This is a genomic window from Vibrio cholerae ATCC 14035, assembly GCF_000621645.1.
GTDB lineage: Bacteria > Pseudomonadota > Gammaproteobacteria > Enterobacterales > Vibrionaceae > Vibrio > Vibrio cholerae.
In genome coordinates this window covers 66181-84793 of sequence record NZ_KK211323.1, presented here as the reverse complement: position 1 = coordinate 84793, position 18613 = coordinate 66181, and the positions used below count along the sequence as shown (strand labels likewise).

The window sequence follows — 18613 nt, the reverse complement described above, 5'->3', positions numbered from 1 at the left end:
CGATTGACCTATAATGACGGTGGTATTTTTATACCACCGTTTTTTTATTATTAAATTAAGAATATAGCTCATGGATTTGATACTTCTTTCTGCCGCATTTTTAGCAGGTTTTATCGCTTTAAAATGCCATTTACCGCCGCTGGTTGGTTTTTTGATTGCAGGTTTTGCGCTCAATGCCTACGGATTTACCAGTAATGATACCCTTTCTCTGCTCGCCGACTTAGGGGTAACCCTACTCCTTTTTACTATCGGTTTGAAACTGGAAGTCAAAACTTTACTCGCCAAAGAGATTTGGGCAGGGTCAACCATTCATAACTTGCTCTCTACCGCACTGTTTACGCTTCTCTTACTCATTTTTAAGCAGTTAGGGCTCGATAGTCTGGCGGATCTTTCTTTTGATAAACTCATTTTGATCGGATTTGCCCTATCCTTCTCTAGTACCGTATTTGCCGTCAAATCGCTGCAAGAAAAAGGGGAAATGAATGCGACCTATGGCACCTTAGCCATTGGTATTCTGGTTATGCAAGATATCTTTGCTGTGGTGTTCTTAACCGCATCGACCGGCAAACTCCCAGAATGGTATGCGATAGGCTTATTTGTACTCCCTTTACTCCGTCCGCTCTTTTATGAGTTATTGGATTGGGTCGGCCACGGCGAGATGTTGGTTCTGTTTGGGATTTTCTTTGCATTGGTTGTGGGAGCCGGATCCTTCCAGCTCGTCGGAATGAAACCCGATCTTGGAGCACTGATCTTAGGGATGATGCTCGCCAGCCACCACAAAGCCTCTGAATTATCGAAAGCACTATTTAATCTCAAAGAGCTGTTTTTAGTCTGCTTCTTCCTGAACATCGGGCTTTCTGCTCACCCGACTACCACAGGAATTATGCTCGCTCTACTGCTCCTGTTACTGCTACCAATAAAAGGCGTGCTGTATTTTTGGGTCATCCACCAGTTCCATTTCCGTGTCCGCACGTCACTACTGGCCTCGCTATCCCTATTCAACTTTAGTGAGTTTGGCCTGATCGTGGGTGGACTTGCTTTCAAAATGGGCTGGATAAACAGTGACATTCTGGTGGCTCTCGCCGTTTCCGTCCCCTTATCGTTTATCTTAGCCGCTCCGATTGAACGTAAAGGACATGCCATTTATCAACGTTCGGCCAAATGGCTGAAAGAGCAAGCGGCTGAATCCTTACACACCAGGGATCGCCTAATTGATCCTGGAGAAGCGCAAGTTCTTATCTTAGGTATGGGACGTATCGGCCGCGGCGCCTATGAAGAGCTCACTTCACGTCACGGGGAAATCTGCCTTGGGGTAGAAATTCGTGAAGAGGCGGCCAATAGCCATCGTGAAGAAGGCCGTAATGTGATTTCTGGCGATGCAACCGACCCAGATTTTTGGGAACGCATTTTCGATACCGGCAAAGTCAAGCTGGTGCTGCTGGCTATGCCTCACCATCAAGCTAACCAAATTGCCCTTGAGCAACTGCAAAAGCGCCACTATCAAGGCCAAATCGCAGCCATTGCAGAATACCCGGATCAGATAGAAAGCTTGCTTGAGCATGGTGCTCACGCAGCATTCAACATTTACAGTGAAGCGGGTACTGGTTTTGCTCGCCATGTATGCGAACAGCTCAAACCAAACTTCACTCGCCGCTAAAAGATAGGGCGAATATCGCCCTATCGTTTCTTTTTTCACCACTTTTTAAAGCTCATTTAAACAACACGAAGATTAAATAGAAAATTTCCAATCAAAATCTTTTTATTTAAAATAAAACTCAACATGGGGTTGAAGTTTTTAATCAGAATGGCAAATTAAGTCCAACAGATTAAAAAACATTTAAAAGGAATTCATATGTGCTCTATCTTTGGCATCTTAGACATTAAAACTGATGCAGCAACGCTAAGACCTATCGCCCTCGAAATGTCGAAAAAACTGCGCCATCGCGGTCCAGACTGGTCAGGTATCTATGCTTCTGATAAAGCGATTCTGGCCCATGAGCGTCTGGCCATCGTGGGTTTAAATAGTGGCGCACAGCCTCTTTATAGCCCAGATCGTAAGCTCATCCTTGCCGTGAATGGTGAAATCTATAACCACAAAGAAATTCGTGAACGTTACAAGGGTCAATATGAATTCCAAACCGATTCTGATTGTGAAGTTATCTTGGCACTATACCGCGATAAAGGAGCTGATCTCCTCGAAGAACTCAATGGTATTTTTGCTTTTGTTCTCTACGATGAAGAGAAAGATGAATACCTGATTGGACGCGACCATATCGGCATCATTCCTCTTTATCAGGGTCATGATGAACACGGTAACTTCTATGTAGCGTCAGAGATGAAAGCACTGGTTCCTGTGTGTAAAACATTGAGTGAGTTTCCTCCTGGCAGTTATTTGAGCTCAAAAGATCAAGCGGTGACACGCTACTATGTGCGTGATTGGAATAGTTTTGATGAAGTAAAAGATAACGTCAGCAGCAAAGAAGAGTTAACTCAAGCCTTAGAAGCTGCCGTGAAACGTCAACTGATGACCGATGTTCCTTACGGTGTACTGCTATCTGGGGGGCTGGATTCTTCGATTACCTCTGCGATTGCGAAGCGTTTTGCCGCAATGCGTATTGAAGATGATGAGAAAAGTGCGGCATGGTGGCCACAACTTCACTCTTTTGCGATCGGCTTAGAAGGGGCTCCAGATCTTAAAGCCGCACGTGAGGTTGCAGAGAAAATTGGTACCGTGCACCACGAAATGACTTACACCATTCAAGAGGGACTTGATGCGATTCGTGATGTGATTTACCACATCGAAACTTATGATGTCACTACGATTCGTGCTTCTACTCCCATGTTCTTGATGGGGCGTAAAATCAAAGCCATGGGCATCAAAATGGTGCTTTCCGGTGAGGGAGCAGACGAAATTTTCGGTGGCTATCTCTACTTCCATAAAGCGCCAAACGCTAAAGAGTTTCACGAGGAAACCGTACGCAAACTGCTGGCGTTGAACTTATTTGACTGTGCGCGTGCCAACAAATCGCTGGCAGCATGGGGGGTAGAAGGTCGTGTGCCTTTCCTAGATAAAGAATTTATTGATGTTGCGATGCGCCTCAACCCAGCCGATAAAATGTGTGGTAATGGCAAAATGGAAAAACACATCCTGCGTGAGTGCTTTGAGCACTATCTGCCCGAGTCGATTGCATGGCGTCAAAAGGAGCAGTTTTCTGATGGCGTAGGTTATGGCTGGATCGATACGCTAAAAGCTACCGCAGAAGCTAAGATCAGTGATCAACAAATGGAAACTGCGAAATTCCGTTTCCCATACAATACTCCAACCACCAAAGAAGGTTATGTGTACCGGGAAATTTTTGAGGAGCTATTCCCACTTGAATCTGCGGCACGCTGCGTACCGGGAGGCCCTTCCGTCGCTTGCTCTTCAGCCAAAGCGATTGAGTGGGATGAGTCATTCAAAAACTGTATTGACCCATCAGGCCGCGCGGTGAAAGCCGTCCACAAACAAGCCTACTAAGGATACCCAAGTTACTTGAAGTTCTAGCCAGCAGCGCTGCTGCTTCAAGTAGGGCGAGTATAGTGATTAAAAAAGCCAGAGTGATGACTCATTCTGGCTTTTTAATTCTTTCATCACCCGATGATTCATCAACAGAAAAATCAAGACGGTAAAGATAAGATTAGGTGACTTCCCAATCGGTATTTTCAATACTCATTGGTACTTGCTGACTGATCATCTTCACCAGCATGATCGAGCGAGTATCACCATCCGGCTCTAAATAAATCGCTTCAATGCCCGCAAACTGACCTCTTGCGACTCGCACGGTTTGCCCTTTTTCTGGCAATTGTTTGGTGGCATGCTTCAATTGCTCACAATCAAGCTGTTTCAATTGATAAATCAAATCGCCTTGCAGTTCACGTGGATGAGGCCCCAAGCGGACAAAATCTACGACACCACGCGTAGAACGTACGGTCGTAAATGAAGGTCCATTTTCGAAATCGAAACGCACAAACATATAAGAAGGGAATAACGGCTCCTGAACCATTTGCCGCTTACCACGTAGAATTTTTTCAACGCACACTTCGGGGTAGAAGCATTCAACACTTTGATTTTCTAAGTGCATCTTCGCGCGCTGCTGCTCGCCTCGTTTGCAGTAAAGTAGATACCAACGTTTCATTTATATTCTGTTATGCCAACCTTTTTCGGCATGCTACCACACCCATAGAGCAAATATGAAATGCACTCTTGTAAAAAGAGTTGAGTCCCCCGCACCTGATTTAAATGCATAAATTAGCTTAATCTGTGCATTTTCCAAGCAAACATCCAGTAAGAAATCGCCTACCAAAACAATAAAAACCACAAATTAATCATATTGATAGATTCAACAAACCCATCAAATGGAGCATTCACACCCAAGTTTGGTGGCAAGTCCTTTTTGTGAAAAATTAGTTTACGCAACAAAAATCACGATTCATTTCTCGGAAGTTTTATTGATTTTCATTGAGTTACATTTATTTACAACTGAATCCTGAGAAAACCTGTATTGCTCATCATTTATTTTGAATGTATAGGTATCAGCCGAATAAAAAACTCTCATGGATGAGTTGAATAAATATAATGTTTGACGGTTGGAGCTTCACAACAGACTTCAACCATTGCACTGCACAATGATACAGGAATGCTTATGTCCAACCTTAATATCTTTAAACAACCGAATGCCTTCTATTTGATCTTCTCTATCGAATTTTGGGAACGATTTGGCTTCTACGGTATGCAAGCCATTCTGACGGTTTACATGGTCAAAATTATGGGCATGGATGAGTCCGCTTCTTTCGTACTCTTCGGTGCCTTTTCAGCGTTAGTGTACGGCTTTGTCGCGATTGGCGGTTGGATCGGCGATAAAGTCATTGGAACAAAACGTGCTATTACTCTCGGCGCGATTGTCATGATGCTTGGTTATGTTCTGCTTGGACTCTCCACCGCAGATCATCCGCTGGTTGGGCCAACGTTAATCTACATCGCTATGGGCTTTATTACGGTTGGTAACGGCTTGTTCAAAGCAAACCCTTCGAGTCTACTTGCAAAAATTTACCCAGAGAATGATCCTCGCTTAGATGGTGCTTTCACCATGTACTACATGGCGATCAATTTAGGCTCTTTCTTCTCAATGATCATTACTCCACTTGTAGCAATCAAGATGGGCTATGGAATGGCATTTGGGGTGAGTGCAGTCGGCCTTGCCATCACTGTGGTGAACTTCCTATTTTGCTTACGCATGTTAAAAGGCACAGGCTCTCCAGCCGATCTTATGCCGGTGAATAAAATGTATCTGGTTCTTGTCGCCGTGGGTTCTATCATTGCCAGCCTAGTGTGTAGCTACTTACTACAAAACCTCACCCTAGCACACGGTATTTTGGTTGTTGCGGGTCTGTTTATTCTGGGATGTTATTTTAAAGAAGCGTTCTCTATGTCTGGCATTGAACGCGCCAAAATGCTGGTTGCCTTCATCTTGATGCTGCAAGGTGTAGTGTTTTTCGTACTCTATTTCCAAATGCCAACTTCACTGAATTTCTTTGCTATCAATAACGTTGAGCACCATATCTTTGGTTTTGATGTCGCGCCAGAGCAGTTTCAAGCGCTCAACCCGTTTTGGATTATGATTGCTAGCCCTATTTTGGCGGCGACTTACGGCAAACTGGGAGATAAATTGGCGATGCCTTTCAAGTTCGCTTTCGGGATGGCTTTATGTGCGCTCTCTTTCTTAGTATTAAGCTGGGGAACCTTGTTTGCTAACGAACAAGGCATCATTAGCTCAAACTGGCTTATCGCAAGTTATGCTTTCCAATCCATCGGTGAACTCCTAGTCTCTGGTCTTGGTTTAGCGATGGTCGCGCAATTGGTACCACAACGTATGATGGGTTTTGCAATGGGTATGTGGTTCCTCACTTCGGCCTCTGCCGCGGTCATTGCAGGTTGGGTCGCTAGCCTGACTTCAACGCCGGCTAATGTGTCTGGCGCCACCGAATCACTGCATATTTATGGTGAGGTATTTGCGCAAATTGGTTATGTGACAGCCGGAATTGCCATCGTCACCTTCATGATTGCACCTAAGCTGACTCGCATCTGCCGCGGTGAATCAGAGCCGTTAGAGCTGGTGACGCAATAAAGATGGAATCATAAATACGCCGTGGAACTGAAAACAGCGCCGAATGAGGCGCTGTTTTTGTATGGCTGCTTTATGCATGACTCGCTCACGTTGAAGCTTAACAATGGGCTTTAACCAGCGCGGCCATCAGCTCAATGTGGCTCTGACTGTCATTCAAACAGGGGACATAGTGGAACGCTTCGCCACCACTGTGCAAAAAGATTTCTTGGTTCTGCTCAGCAATTTCTTCCAGCGTTTCTAAGCAGTCCACTGAAAAGGCAGGGCAAATAACATCAAGCTTTTTAATGCCTTGGCGAGGAAGCGCTTCCATCGTCTTGTCCGTGTATGGCTGCAGCCACTCTTCCTTACCAAACTGAGATTGGTAAGTCATCATGACTTTATCTTGAGGCAATCCTAATGCTTGAGCCAATAACTCTGTGGTTTTTAGGCAATGCTCTGGGTAGATATCGCCATTTTGCGCATAACGTTTGGGAATACCATGGTAAGAGCAGAGTAACAGATCACCTTGTCCATGTTGTTGCCATGAAGCACGAACGCTTTTCGCGAGGGCTTGGATATAGAGTGGATGGTCATGATAATCACGAATAAAGTGCAATTCAGGGACTACAGGTAACTGACGCAACGCTTTGGCGAGACCATCAAACACCGCCGCCGTTGTCGTCGCGGAATATTGCGGATAAAGCGGCAGCACCACTATCTGTTCAACACCTTGTTGCTGCAACTTGCGTACACCCTCCAATAAACTCGGCTCTCCGTAGGTCATCCCTAGCTCAACAGGCCGTTGGCTAAGCTCTGCCAATTTATCGCGTTGACGTCGAGAGTAGACCATCAAAGGCGATCCCTCATCCATCCAGATTGATTGATACAGCTTAGCCACCTTAGGCGATCGCGTTGGCAAGATAATGCCATGTAAAAGGGGGCACCATAACCAACGACTCATGTCTACCACTCGCTGATCATGCAGAAATTGGCTCAAAAACGCTTTTACCGCTTGAGAGGTTGGCGCTTGCGGAGTACCTAAGTTGGCAAGCAAAATGCCAAGTTTTTTATGATTATTCATGGCTTCCTTCAAAATGCACTGTTGAATACGTTATTACGTCTCTTTCTGGTAAAAAGTTTATAAAAAAAGCGGCTTTACTGCCGCTTTATTTCACCTATCAATGCAATCAGCACATCACAATAATGATTAAGCCAACGCTTTAGCAATGTCAGCACTCACTTCGCTCACTTGCTTAGTGCCGTCAAACTTCAGGTATTGAGTTTTACCTGCAGCTGCTTCTTTACCGTAGTATTCAATAAGTGGCGCAGTTTGGGTGTGGTAAACATTCAGACGCGCACGTACGGTTTCTTCTTTGTCATCTTCACGGATCACAAGGTCTTCACCCGTTACGTCATCTTTACCTTCAACTTTAGGTGGATTGTACACTACGTGGTACGTACGGCCTGAAGGTAGATGAGCACGACGACCCGCCATACGCTCAACAATCACATCATCCGCTACGTCAAATTCAATCACATAGTCAACATTGATACCCATCTCTTTTAGGCCATCGGCTTGTGGAATCGTGCGAGGGAAACCATCTAGCAGGAAACCTTTCTCACAGTCAGCCTGAGCAATACGCTCTTTGATAAGGCCTAAAATGATGTCATCCGATACCAATTGTCCTGCATCGATTACCGCTTTCGCTTGCTTACCGAGCTCAGTGCCCGCCTTAATGGCTGCACGCAGCATGTCACCAGTAGAAATTTGTGGAATACCAAATTTTTCCATGATGAATTGAGCTTGTGTGCCTTTACCTGCACCCGGAGCACCGAGAAGAATGATGCGCATGTTTTATCCTCATACTAATTGATTTTTATACCGAAGCTCACAGCGCTTGCAAATACTCACGGTAAGTTTCGGTATAACAGACAGAACAGCCCGCACAGCGAGCTGGCGTGCAAAAATACACGCGTTAATGACCACATTCAAGTGCCGCATTCTATCACAGAAATCGTTTGGCATACCGCTCTAAGACTAAAGAATGTGATGGGTAAAATTGAGATAGACCTCATGATACTGACGCAAAACAGCCATTCACCTGTTTAGTCACTAATCCGTCCTTCGATAGCTCAAAGGCAGAAAAAAGCCCGCCGAAGCGGGCTTAAGATGCGATAGCAAGGACTTAGTGGCTAGGTGCAAGCAGTTGGTTTACTGCACCTAAGAATTGTGATGGATCTTCCATCGAGCCACGTTCGGCAAGCATAGCTTGACCCAGTAGCACTTCCGCCCAACGGCCAAAAGTTTGCTCATCCGCTTCATCCGCCATGCGTTTTACCAAAGCATGTTCAGGGTTAACTTCAAGGATGTACTTCACTTCAGGCACAGGCTGGCCGGCTGCGGCCAATAGTTTCGCCATTTGGGTACCCATTTCATAATCATCGGTCACCACGACTGCTGGTGTGTTAGCCAGTTTGAATGTGGTACGAACCTCTTTCACTCGGCTACCTAAATAGCCTTTGAGGCGTTCAACCACAGACTTAAATTGCTCTTCCGTCTCTTTATGTTTCTCTTTTTCGGCTTCATCTTCGAACTGGCTGAGATCCAAGCCTGCTTTGGTGATGGACTGGAACGCTTTACCCTCAAACTCTGGCAAATAATTCATCAACCATTCGTCAATGCGATCAAACATCAGAATGACTTCAATCCCTTTTGACTTAAACTGCTCCAAGTGTGGGCTGTTTTTCGCAGCGGTATAGCTGTCTGCCGTCAGATAGTAGATCTTGTCTTGACCTTCTTTCATGCGCTCGACATAAGAAGCAAGGCTGATGGTTTGCTCTGCCGAATCGATATGAGTAGAGGCAAAACGCAGCAAGCTAGCGATTTTCTCGCGGTTAGCAAAATCTTCTGCCGGACCTTCTTTCATCACCAAGCCAAACTCTTTCCAGAATTTCTGGTAATTGTCAGCATCATTGCTCGCCATGCGCTCAAGCATAGTCAATACGCGCTTAGTACAAGCTTGGCGCAGTGACTGAGTGATCTTGTTATCTTGCAGAATTTCACGCGATACGTTGAGCGGCAGATCGTTTGAGTCAATCAAACCACGTACGAATCTCAGATAAGAAGGCATGAATTGCGCCGCATCATCCATAATAAAGACGCGTTGCACATACAGTTTTAAACCATGCTTATGTTCACGATTGAACAGATCCCAAGGCGCTTTAGCAGGAATGTAAAGTAAGCTGGTGTAGTCATTTTTACCTTCGACTTTGTTATGACTCCACACGAGTGGATCAGCAAAATCGTGTGATACATGCTTGTAGAACTCTTTATATTCCTCATCGGTAACTTCCGATTTAGCACGCGTCCACAGAGCTTGAGCCTTGTTGATCTGCTCCCATTTGGTTTCTTCTGTCGCTTTCCCTTCTTCATCCATCACTGAGGTTTGGATATAGACAGGAATACCGATGTGATCAGAGTATTTGGAAATCACATCGCGCAAACGCCATTCGGACAAAAACTCTTTACCTTCTTCACGCAGATGCAAAATGATGTCTGTACCACGAGACTCTTTATTGATAGTTTCAACCGTGTACTCGCCCTCACCTTTTGAGTACCACTGTACTGCATCTGCTGGTGCACTACCTGCAGCGCGAGTCCGCACCGTCACCGCATCCGCCACGATGAAAGCCGAGTAAAAACCCACCCCAAACTGACCAATGAGCTGCGAGTTTTTAGACTGCTCTTGAGAAAGTTTTGAGAAGAATTCAGCCGTACCCGATTTAGCAATCGTACCTAAGTTTTCGATCACTTCATCACGGGTCATACCGATCCCGTTATCCGAAATGGTCAACGTATTTTTGTCTTTATCAAAAGAGAGTTTTACGCCTAATTCAGCGTCGCCCTGATAGAGATCAGGATGAGAAAGCGCTTGAAAACGCAACTTATCAACGGCATCGGAGGCGTTAGAAATCAACTCACGCAGGAAAATTTCTTTGTTGGAGTACAAAGAGTGAATCATCAGGTGCAGCAGTTGTTTAACTTCCGATTGAAAACCACGCGTTTCTTTATTAGTGGTTGCAGTCTCGCTCATAATCGCTCCGTTTACTTCTGTTTCAAACAATTGATCCATTGAGACTCAATGGAATTACCTTGATGTGCAAGTGAGATATGGACAAAAAATGTAAATTCAAGGTCAAAACTCATAAAAACACTGTTTTTTGATCGAGATTGGATTATTCTAAGTCTGCATTTTTATCAAAGAAGATAAAAAAACCAGTAAAGTCTGAGTGTTGGGACAGGGAGATACTGGGACATTAGATGTTCGGATTAGGACACAACTCAAAAGAGATATCGATGAGTCATATTGGTACTAAATTCATTCTTGCTGAAAAATTTACCTTCGATCCCCTAAGCAATACTCTGATTGACAAAGAAGATAGTGAAGAGATCATTCGATTAGGCAGCAACGAAAGCCGAATTCTTTGGCTGCTGGCCCAACGTCCAAACGAGGTGATTTCTCGCAATGATTTGCATGACTTTGTTTGGCGAGAGCAAGGTTTTGAAGTCGATGATTCCAGCTTAACCCAAGCCATTTCGACTCTGCGCAAAATGCTCAAAGATTCGACAAAGTCCCCACAATACGTCAAAACGGTTCCGAAGCGCGGTTACCAATTGATCGCCCGAGTGGAAACGGTTGAAGAAGAGATGGCTCGCGAAAACGAAGCTGCTCATGACATCTCTCAGCCAGAATCTGTCAATGAATACGCAGAATCAAGCAGTGTGCCTTCATCAGCCACTGTAGTGAACACACCGCAGCCAGCCAATGTCGTGGCGAATAAATCGGCTCCAAACTTGGGGAATCGACTGTTTATTCTGATAGCGGTCTTACTTCCCCTCGCAGTATTACTGCTCACTAACCCAAGCCAATCCAGCTTTAAACCCCTAACGGTTGTCGATGGCGTAGCCGTCAATATGCCGAATAACCACCCTGATCTTTCAAATTGGCTACCGTCAATCGAACTGTGCGTTAAAAAATACAATGAAAAACATACTGGTGGACTCAAGCCGATAGAAGTGATTGCCACTGGTGGACAAAATAACCAGTTAACGCTGAATTACATTCACAGCCCTGAAGTTTCAGGGGAAAACATAACCTTACGCATCGTTGCTAACCCTAACGATGCCATCAAAGTGTGTGAGTAGGATCTTGCTATGCAAAATAGACACATCGCCATGGGTATTCTTCTGCTCTCTCTGCTGCTCAGTAGCTGGTTATATTGGGGGAGTGACTTCAAGCTTGAGCAAGTGTTAACCTCTCGAGAATGGCAGTCCAAAATGGTCTCTCTGATTAAGACCAACAGCAACCGCCCGGCTATGGGGCCACTCAGTCGGGTAGACGTCACTTCCAATGTGAAATATCTGCCTAATGGCACTTATTTACGGGTTTCAATCGTAAAGCTATTTTCCGATGACAATAGTGCAGAAAGCGTCATTAATATCTCCGAATTTGGTGAATGGGATATCAGCGATAATTACCTTTTGGTTACGCCAGTCGAGTTTAAAGATATTTCGTCAAACCAAAGCAAAGACTTTACTGACGAGCAATTGCAGCTGATTACTCAACTGTTCAAGATGGATGCACAACAAAGTCGTCGAGTCGACATTGTTAACGAAAGAACCATTCTCTTTACCAGCTTAAGTCATGGTTCTACCGTACTGTTCAGTAATTCTTAACCTGACTGAGCGTAGAATAGGACATAACAAGGACGTCACGATGAACAAAGCCCAAATCGAGATTTATTACTGCCGCCAATGCAATTGGATGCTGCGGTCTGCCTGGCTGAGTCAGGAGCTACTGCATACCTTCAGCGAAGAGATTGAGTATGTCGCCCTGCACCCCGATACGGGCGGACGCTTCGAGATTTTTTGTAATGGCGTGCAGATTTGGGAACGTAAACAGGAAGGGGGATTTCCAGAAGCCAAAGTGCTGAAGCAAAGAGTGCGTGATTTAATTGATCCTGAGCGCGATCTTGGGCATGTTGATCGCCCCTCTTCTACGCAAAGTTAAGCGATCCCCAAACGACTCAGAATAAAATACGGCCAACACCGCTGCAGCTTCAAGTCGCAAGGGGATGTCGAACTTTAGATTTATTGAAGGAGGCAACTGGCCAGCGTTTCGCCAGCAACCGATATCACCTTCATTGTATCGCCTTCCAGCACGCCATAGCTCGCGGCATACTCACCGCGGGGAAACGTCATAGAACCCGGGTTAACTAGGTATATTGAGCCAACTTGTTCGGCCACAGGAATGTGCGTGTGGCCATGCACCAAAACATCCCCATCGCTAAGCGGCGGCAGCTTATCTTTATGGTAAAGATGCCCATGCGTTAAAAGTAAGCGTCGCCCTGAACTTAACAGTACCCATGCTGAGTCACTCATCATAGGAAAACTCAACAGCATCTGATCGACTTCACTATCACAGTTCCCACGCACAGCAATGATCTGCTGAGCAAACTGATTCAATTTTTCAGCGACGGCTACAGGGTTGTACCCTTGCGGGATAGGATTACGTGGCCCGTGATTTAATACATCGCCCAACAAAATCAGAGATTGCGCCCCCGATGCTTGATAAAGCGCAAGTGCTTGTTCGGTCGCAGATAAAGAACCATGCAGATCTGAGACAAAAAATAGTTTCATGGTTAACCTCTTAAAAAACACTGGGTAATTGTAAGGCTTTCTTTTCTACCGTGCACCGTTGTTTTGTCACCCAACTCACCGTAAACAAACTCTATCTTAGGATGAATAAACCTAGCCAACAGCGCTACGATCTTAAATAAGGAACTGATACCGCTTCAAATTGAGCAGGATAAACGGGTAAATGCCCGCATAACCCATGAGCCAGATTTGACAAAGCCCCCTTTCACTCTTCACTATTTCAATACTGCGTTATACCCAAACGACTTGGAGTTTCAGGTAGGCGGCAAGTGAGAAATCACCATGAGCATAGATAAACTATGTGATTGGGTGATCAAGCGTAGCCTGCACCGCGGCAACTTCAAGTAAAAAAGGTATAGTTCGAATCACCGAACCCGCTTCACACAAGGAGTCACCATGAGAATTTTAATTACTGGAGGAACCGGATTTGTCGGTTTTGAGCTGATAAAGTTGCTCAGTAGTCATGAGCTGCTGGTTCTCACGCGTGACCTAACCAAAGCCGCTCAGCGCTTTGCGCACATTCCAAGTCAGAATCTGCAATTACTGCGCTCGTTAGACGAGCTCTCTGATTTCAACGGGATAGATGCCATCATCAATCTTGCCGGAGAACCGATTGCCGATAAACGCTGGAGCAAAAGCCAAAAGCAGCGTATTGCCCGTAGTCGCCTAGACATCACGGAACAATTAGTCGAGAAAATTCACGCTAGCGCTCACCCACCCGCCGTATTTTTGAGTGGATCTGCCGTGGGTTTTTATGGCGACCAACAACAGCATGCCTTTGATGAGAGCCTTCAGGTAAGAAGTGACCATTTTTCTCACCAAGTTTGCCAACAGTGGGAACAGCGCGCCCTCAAAGCACAATCTGAACAGACGCGGGTCTGTTTATTACGTACAGGAATCGTGCTAGCACCGGAAGGTGGGGCACTCAAAAAAATGCTTCCCCCTTATCGACTCGGGTTAGGAGGGCCGATTGGAGATGGGCAACAATACATGCCTTGGATCCATATGCAGGATATGGTGCGCGCCATCCTTTTTCTGCTTGAAACCGAACACGCTCAAGGTCCTTATAACCTTTGTGCCCCACATCCTGTGACCAATGCCGAATTCAGCCTCACATTAGCCACCACATTGAAGCGTCCGCACCTTTTTAAAACGCCGCAATGGCTCATAAAAATGTTATTGGGTGAAGCCTCTGAATTGCTGCTCGATAGCATTAGAGCCAAGCCGAAAAAACTGACCGACCTTGGCTTTCAGTTCCACTATTCACGCATTGATCGAGCCTTTAATCAGCTCCTTACGGCATCACAATAAGCCATAACGGACACAAGCAAACGCATACATAATAGGATTGCGATGACCAAATCGATTTTCATTACTGGCTGCTCAAGCGGCATTGGTTACATGGCGGCGAAACAATTGCAGTTACGGGGTTATCAGGTGATAGCATCATGTCGTGATGCACAAGATGTTGCGCGCCTATCCCAAGAGAGTTTGACCTGCATTCAACTGGATCTCACCTGTGAAGCCAGCATCAACCAAGCGGTAGAGCAAGCGCTAGAACTTTCCAACCATCGGCTTTATGCACTGTTTAATAACGGAGCTTATGGCCAACCGGGCGCTTTGGAAGACTTACCCGTACAAGCTATGCGCGAACAGTTCGAAGCCAATTTTTTTGGCTGGCATCATCTGACGACCCGCTTGCTTCCTCACTTTCGTCGTCAAGGTTACGGACGCATTATTCAAAACAGCTCTGTACTTGGCTTTGCCGCCATGAAATACCGCGGTGCTTACAATGCTTCCAAGTTTGCCATCGAGGGCTGGACGGATACCTTAAGACTGGAGTTGCAAGGGTCGGATATTCATATCAGTTTGATTGAACCTGGTCCGATTGAAACTCAATTTCGCGCCAATGCCTTACACGCCTTTAAGCGCTGGGTAAACATCGAACAAAGTGTTCACCACCTCGCCTACCAACAACAAATGCAACGTTTGAGCAAAACGCACTCCAACAACCGCTTTGTCTTACCGCCAGAGGCTTGTCTAGCACCACTTTGCCATGCTCTGGAAGCACGCAAACCGAAGATCCGTTATCGCATTACGACGCCAACCAAAGTCTTTGCGGTATTAAAGCGACTTTTACCCACACGCTGGCTAGACAAATTATTATTTAAAGCCGCATAAATTATTTAATTGTCATTATTTGGTAACAATTGCGCGGCAAACTTCATAATGCTCACTGGATTAACTCCTAGACATTGAGTAAAAACATCAATATCTATCAAGCGTTGCATGTGGTTCGACAAAAAATGACATTAAACCAATGGAATTGGATCGGTGTCGGTGTTGCGCTGACCTTATTTATACTGCTTTAAACACCTTTGCTTGCTCGCTCGTAAGAGCCACAAAATCACCACCTTCGGGTGGTGATTTTGTTTTAATCCTGCATATATCAACCTCTTGCATCACTGTTCGACGACTCAGTTCAAACAAGAGAACCGCTCCCATCACGCGATCACTTTATCTAGTAAGGAACTTACCTAGGCTTGAGTTTTGAAGCCTTCATCCCCATAGTTTATTCAGCGATGTGCCATCCAAACCAAGGATTTGCTATGCAAGCAGCGAAGATTATTGACGTTTCTCAACATAACTTTCACCAAGTGCTCCAACACTCCACCCTCTCACCAGTACTTTTTTATTTTTGGGCTCCAATAAGCCATGAGAGTGCCGAGCTGTTACCCGCGATTGAACAACTCACCGAACGTTATCAAGGAGCCTTTGTTCTTGCACGCTTAAATTGCCAAGAAGAACAAGGGATTGCTGCGCAGTTTGGGATCCAAGCGATTCCGACCATTGCGCTGTTTATTGAAGGTAAACCCGTCGATGGATTAGGCGGCCCCCAGCCAATTGAAGCGGTTGAGGAAATGCTTAAGCGTCATTTGCCAAGCGATGAAGAGCGCCTCATGTACCAAGGATTCGAGCTTGCAGAGCAAGAGCAATTTAGTGAAGCATTATCTCTGCTCAGCACATTGAGTGATGAGTGGCGTAATAAAGGTGAGGTCAAACTCACTCTAGCTCGCTGTTATCTAGAAACCGGCGCAGTAGAAGCGGCGCAAACCGAGCTGGCCAACATGCCACTTGAATACCAACAAGGTGAATACAAAACGCTGATCGCGAGACTCGAATTACATCAACAAGCCGCGAATAGCCCAGAAATTATCGCTCTTGAGCAAGAGTGGAATAGTGACCCGCAGAATCCCAATATTGCTATAGAGCTTGCCAAACAATATCACCATGTCAAACGCGACGAGGAAGCCCTCTCCTTACTCTGGTCTTGGCTCAGTAAAAATCTAAACACCTTAGATGGTGAAATGAAAAAAACCTTTATGGATATCCTAACCGCCCTAGGTCAAGGTCATCCATTAGCGAATCAGTATCGTAAAAAACTCTATTCACTTCTTTACTAACCCAAGTCCAGCCGATTCACGACGTGAAGCATACAGCCAACACGGCGGCTGCTTGAAATAGGAAAAGACATATGGCGCTCTAATATGAGCGCCATATTTATATCCTCAAACGACTTGAAGTTGCAGGTAGGCGGCAAATAAGTGAATCCCCTCCAGCATAGATACACTATGCGATTGGGGTGAGCGAATGCTGCCAACACCACTGCAGCTTCAAGCAGGAAGTATAATCATCAGCTATAAAATTGATTGTTAACCCTTCTCTAGGATAGTAAATCGCATTAGTTGCTGTTAACTTAGTCACAAGTCACTGATTGGGAACGTTTTCGGCTATTTTTTTAGGCAAGAGGCGCTCATTCTTAGCTGACTAAATATTCGCTCATCGCTTTAACGGCAAGTAGCAAGCTATTACTTTAAAAAACAAGGATACGTCATGGCTATTGATTCATTGATCACTATCGCAGTTCTCGTACTGGCTGTGGTTATTTTCATCTCCTCTGCAGTAAAAACCGTGCCTCAAGGTAATAACTGGACGGTCGAAAGATTTGGGCGCTACACACAAACACTCAAGCCCGGACTCAACCTAATCATCCCTTTTATTGACCGTGTTGGTCATAAAATCAATATGATGGAACAAGTTTTAGATATCCCAGCTCAGGAAGTCATTTCCAAAGACAACGCGAATGTTGTGATTGATGCGGTCTGTTTTGTACAAGTCATTGATGCAGCGAAAGCCGCTTATGAGGTTAGCCAACTGCAACATGCTATCCGTAACCTCACCCTCACCAATATGCGTACCGTATTAGGTTCAATGGAGCTGGATGAGATGCTCAGTCAACGTGACATGATTAATACCAAGCTGCTGTCAATTGTTGACCATGCCACCAGCCCGTGGGGTGTAAAAGTGACTCGTATTGAAATTAAAGATGTACAGCCACCTGCTGATTTGACCGCTGCAATGAATGCTCAGATGAAAGCTGAACGTAACAAACGGGCGGAAGTCCTTGAAGCAGAAGGGGTACGCCAAGCGCAAATCTTACGTGCGGAAGGTCAAAAACAATCCGAAATATTGAAAGCTGAAGGGGAAAAACAAGCCGCCATTTTACAAGCTGAAGCACGTGAGCGTGCCGCCGAAGCGGAAGCCAAGGCAACCACTATGGTTTCAGAAGCCATCGCTAAAGGTGATATGCAAGCGGTCAATTACTTTATTGCTCAAGGCTATACCGAAGCGCTGAAAGCTATTGGTCAAGCAGAGAATGGTAAGATCATCATGCTGCCACTTGAAGCAACAGGCCTCATGGGTTCTGTCGCTGGAATTGCAGAAATGTTTAAATCATCACAAACCACTAAGTAGGTGCCCCGTGGTAGAGCTACTCTCACAATTGAATTTCTGGCATTGGTTGGCCTTGGGCCTACTTCTATTAGCCGCTGAGCTACTCGGCACTGCAGGTTATTTTTTGTGGCTTGGCCTATCAGCACTATTAGTTGGGGTATTGCTGGCCGTAATGCCTCTTGGTTGGCAACTGCAGTGGCTGGCTTTTGCGAGTTTTTCTCTGGTCACGACTTGGCTTTGGTGGCGACGTCAATTTAGCCGAGATAAAAAGCAAGATACAGAACGCGACCTTAACCAGAAAGAAAAACAGTTACTCGGACGTATTATTCCGATAACTCAAGATACCCCAGCAGGAGAGTTTCAAGTAACACTGGGTGATACGGCTTGGACAGCGCGCTGCGATCAGCAGCTTGCGGCTGGGAGCCGTGTTTCTGTCGTTGCTGTGGATGGGATTATCTTAGTCGTCCAACCTATCTAAAAGTCTATCATTCTGTAGGCAACTTCAAGTCGGAACTAAGATCCTACGGGGTCTTAGTTTTATTGTTTGAACAACAATGTCCCTTCAACTGTTCTATGATTGGGCAATCGCTGCCTTGATCTCCGGGACAAGATGCAATCCACTCTTCTAGCTGCTGCTTAATCATGGTGAGCTCGGAGAGTTTTCTCGAGATTTCTTGCCACTTTTCTTGCGCTCGCGCGCGCACCGCTGCGCTCGTTCGGTTTGGATCATTGGCAAGAGTGAGCATGGCTTTACACTCATCCAAACTAAAACCGACTCGCCGGCAGCGAGCGATGAGCAGTAAATCATCCACATGCTGCTGAGTGTAAGTGCGATAACCACTTTCAGAGCGCAGTGGTGGGATGATGAGACCTTTCTCTTCGTATAGACGAATCGACTTGGCAGTCAGCGAGGTGAGTTTGGCAATCTGGCTAATATTCATGACACATAAAAAATCAC

General features: G+C 45.5%; 17 protein-coding genes. 11 read left to right on the top strand and 6 right to left on the bottom strand.

Features of this window, described 5'->3' with window-relative positions; all coding sequences use genetic code 11:
• The first annotated feature begins 70 nt into the window (after positions 1-70).
• Together T411_RS0117095 and asnB are read left to right on the top strand one after the other, a co-directional pair.
• Positions 71-1657 carry a cation:proton antiporter gene (locus T411_RS0117095; protein ID WP_000364240.1) on the top strand — a complete coding sequence of 529 codons (1587 nt, stop codon included), beginning with the start codon at positions 71-73 and terminating at the stop codon, positions 1655-1657.
• Positions 1658-1852: 195 nt separating this feature from the next.
• Positions 1853-3517 carry an asparagine synthase B gene (gene asnB, locus T411_RS0117090; RefSeq protein ID WP_000337015.1) on the top strand — a complete coding sequence of 555 codons (1665 nt, stop codon included), beginning with the start codon at positions 1853-1855 and terminating at the stop codon, positions 3515-3517.
• Between the two features lie 160 nt (positions 3518-3677).
• Here asnB and rfaH read toward each other — a convergent pair whose 3' ends face one another.
• Entirely contained in the window at positions 3678-4175 is a 498-nt protein-coding gene (gene rfaH / locus T411_RS0117085; protein ID WP_000833004.1) for a transcription/translation regulatory transformer protein RfaH, read from the bottom strand.
• Between the two features lie 507 nt (positions 4176-4682).
• Between rfaH and dtpA the strand changes: the two genes are divergently transcribed.
• Positions 4683-6164 (top strand): dipeptide/tripeptide permease DtpA, encoded by a 1482-nt coding sequence (gene dtpA / locus T411_RS0117080; RefSeq protein WP_000067583.1) that lies wholly within the window; start codon positions 4683-4685, stop codon positions 6162-6164.
• Positions 6165-6261: 97 nt separating this feature from the next.
• Here dtpA and hemH read toward each other — a convergent pair whose 3' ends face one another.
• From hemH to htpG, 3 genes are all read right to left on the bottom strand, one after another.
• Positions 6262-7224: a ferrochelatase gene (gene hemH / locus T411_RS0117075; RefSeq protein ID WP_001059262.1), complete on the bottom strand. Its 963-nt coding sequence runs from the start codon at positions 7222-7224 to the stop codon at positions 6262-6264.
• 126 nt (positions 7225-7350) lie between these two features.
• Complete coding sequence (gene adk, locus T411_RS0117070) at positions 7351-7995, bottom strand: adenylate kinase (protein WP_001220222.1); 645 nt, start codon at positions 7993-7995, stop codon at positions 7351-7353.
• 334 nt (positions 7996-8329) lie between these two features.
• Positions 8330-10237 carry a molecular chaperone HtpG gene (htpG, locus tag T411_RS0117065; RefSeq protein WP_001889892.1) on the bottom strand — a complete coding sequence of 636 codons (1908 nt, stop codon included), beginning with the start codon at positions 10235-10237 and terminating at the stop codon, positions 8330-8332.
• 263 nt (positions 10238-10500) lie between these two features.
• On the opposite strand from htpG, the gene T411_RS0117060 reads away from it, so the two are divergent.
• The 3 genes from T411_RS0117060 to T411_RS0117050 are packed head-to-tail and all read left to right on the top strand — an operon-like array spanning position 10501 to position 12214.
• Positions 10501-11349, top strand: coding sequence for a winged helix-turn-helix domain-containing protein (locus T411_RS0117060; RefSeq protein WP_000018131.1), 849 nt, complete (start codon positions 10501-10503; stop codon positions 11347-11349).
• Between the two features lie 9 nt (positions 11350-11358).
• Positions 11359-11880 (top strand): transmembrane regulator ToxS, encoded by a 522-nt coding sequence (toxS, locus tag T411_RS0117055; protein ID WP_001181145.1) that lies wholly within the window; start codon positions 11359-11361, stop codon positions 11878-11880.
• A 40-nt stretch (positions 11881-11920) separates the two neighbouring features.
• Positions 11921-12214: an Rdx family protein gene (locus T411_RS0117050; protein ID WP_001030451.1), complete on the top strand. Its 294-nt coding sequence runs from the start codon at positions 11921-11923 to the stop codon at positions 12212-12214.
• A gap of 80 nt (positions 12215-12294) precedes the next feature.
• On the opposite strand, the gene yfcE is transcribed toward T411_RS0117050, so the two are convergent.
• The gene (gene yfcE / locus T411_RS0117045) at positions 12295-12843 is read right to left on the bottom strand and encodes a phosphodiesterase (RefSeq protein WP_000765092.1); all 549 of its coding nucleotides are present in this window, start codon (positions 12841-12843) and stop codon (positions 12295-12297) included.
• 414 nt (positions 12844-13257) lie between these two features.
• On the opposite strand from yfcE, the gene T411_RS0117040 reads away from it, so the two are divergent.
• The 5 genes from T411_RS0117040 to T411_RS0117015 all read left to right on the top strand — a co-directional run bounded on the left by T411_RS0117040 (position 13258) and on the right by T411_RS0117015 (position 18133).
• A complete protein-coding gene (locus T411_RS0117040) occupies positions 13258-14172 on the top strand; it encodes a TIGR01777 family oxidoreductase (protein ID WP_001221396.1) in 915 nt (304 codons plus the stop codon).
• 42 nt (positions 14173-14214) lie between these two features.
• Complete coding sequence (locus T411_RS0117035) at positions 14215-15042, top strand: SDR family oxidoreductase (protein ID WP_000167389.1); 828 nt, start codon at positions 14215-14217, stop codon at positions 15040-15042.
• A 428-nt stretch (positions 15043-15470) separates the two neighbouring features.
• A complete protein-coding gene (locus T411_RS0117025; protein WP_001147250.1) occupies positions 15471-16325 on the top strand; it encodes a co-chaperone YbbN in 855 nt (284 codons plus the stop codon).
• Between the two features lie 430 nt (positions 16326-16755).
• Complete coding sequence (locus T411_RS0117020; RefSeq protein WP_000963390.1) at positions 16756-17676, top strand: SPFH domain-containing protein; 921 nt, start codon at positions 16756-16758, stop codon at positions 17674-17676.
• 7 nt (positions 17677-17683) lie between these two features.
• The gene (locus T411_RS0117015) at positions 17684-18133 is read left to right on the top strand and encodes an NfeD family protein (RefSeq protein ID WP_000229931.1); all 450 of its coding nucleotides are present in this window, start codon (positions 17684-17686) and stop codon (positions 18131-18133) included.
• A gap of 43 nt (positions 18134-18176) precedes the next feature.
• Here the strand turns inward: T411_RS0117015 and cueR are convergent, their stop codons facing one another.
• Positions 18177-18596 carry a Cu(I)-responsive transcriptional regulator gene (gene cueR, locus T411_RS0117010; RefSeq protein WP_001027396.1) on the bottom strand — a complete coding sequence of 140 codons (420 nt, stop codon included), beginning with the start codon at positions 18594-18596 and terminating at the stop codon, positions 18177-18179.
• Between the last annotated feature and the right edge of the window lie 17 nt (positions 18597-18613).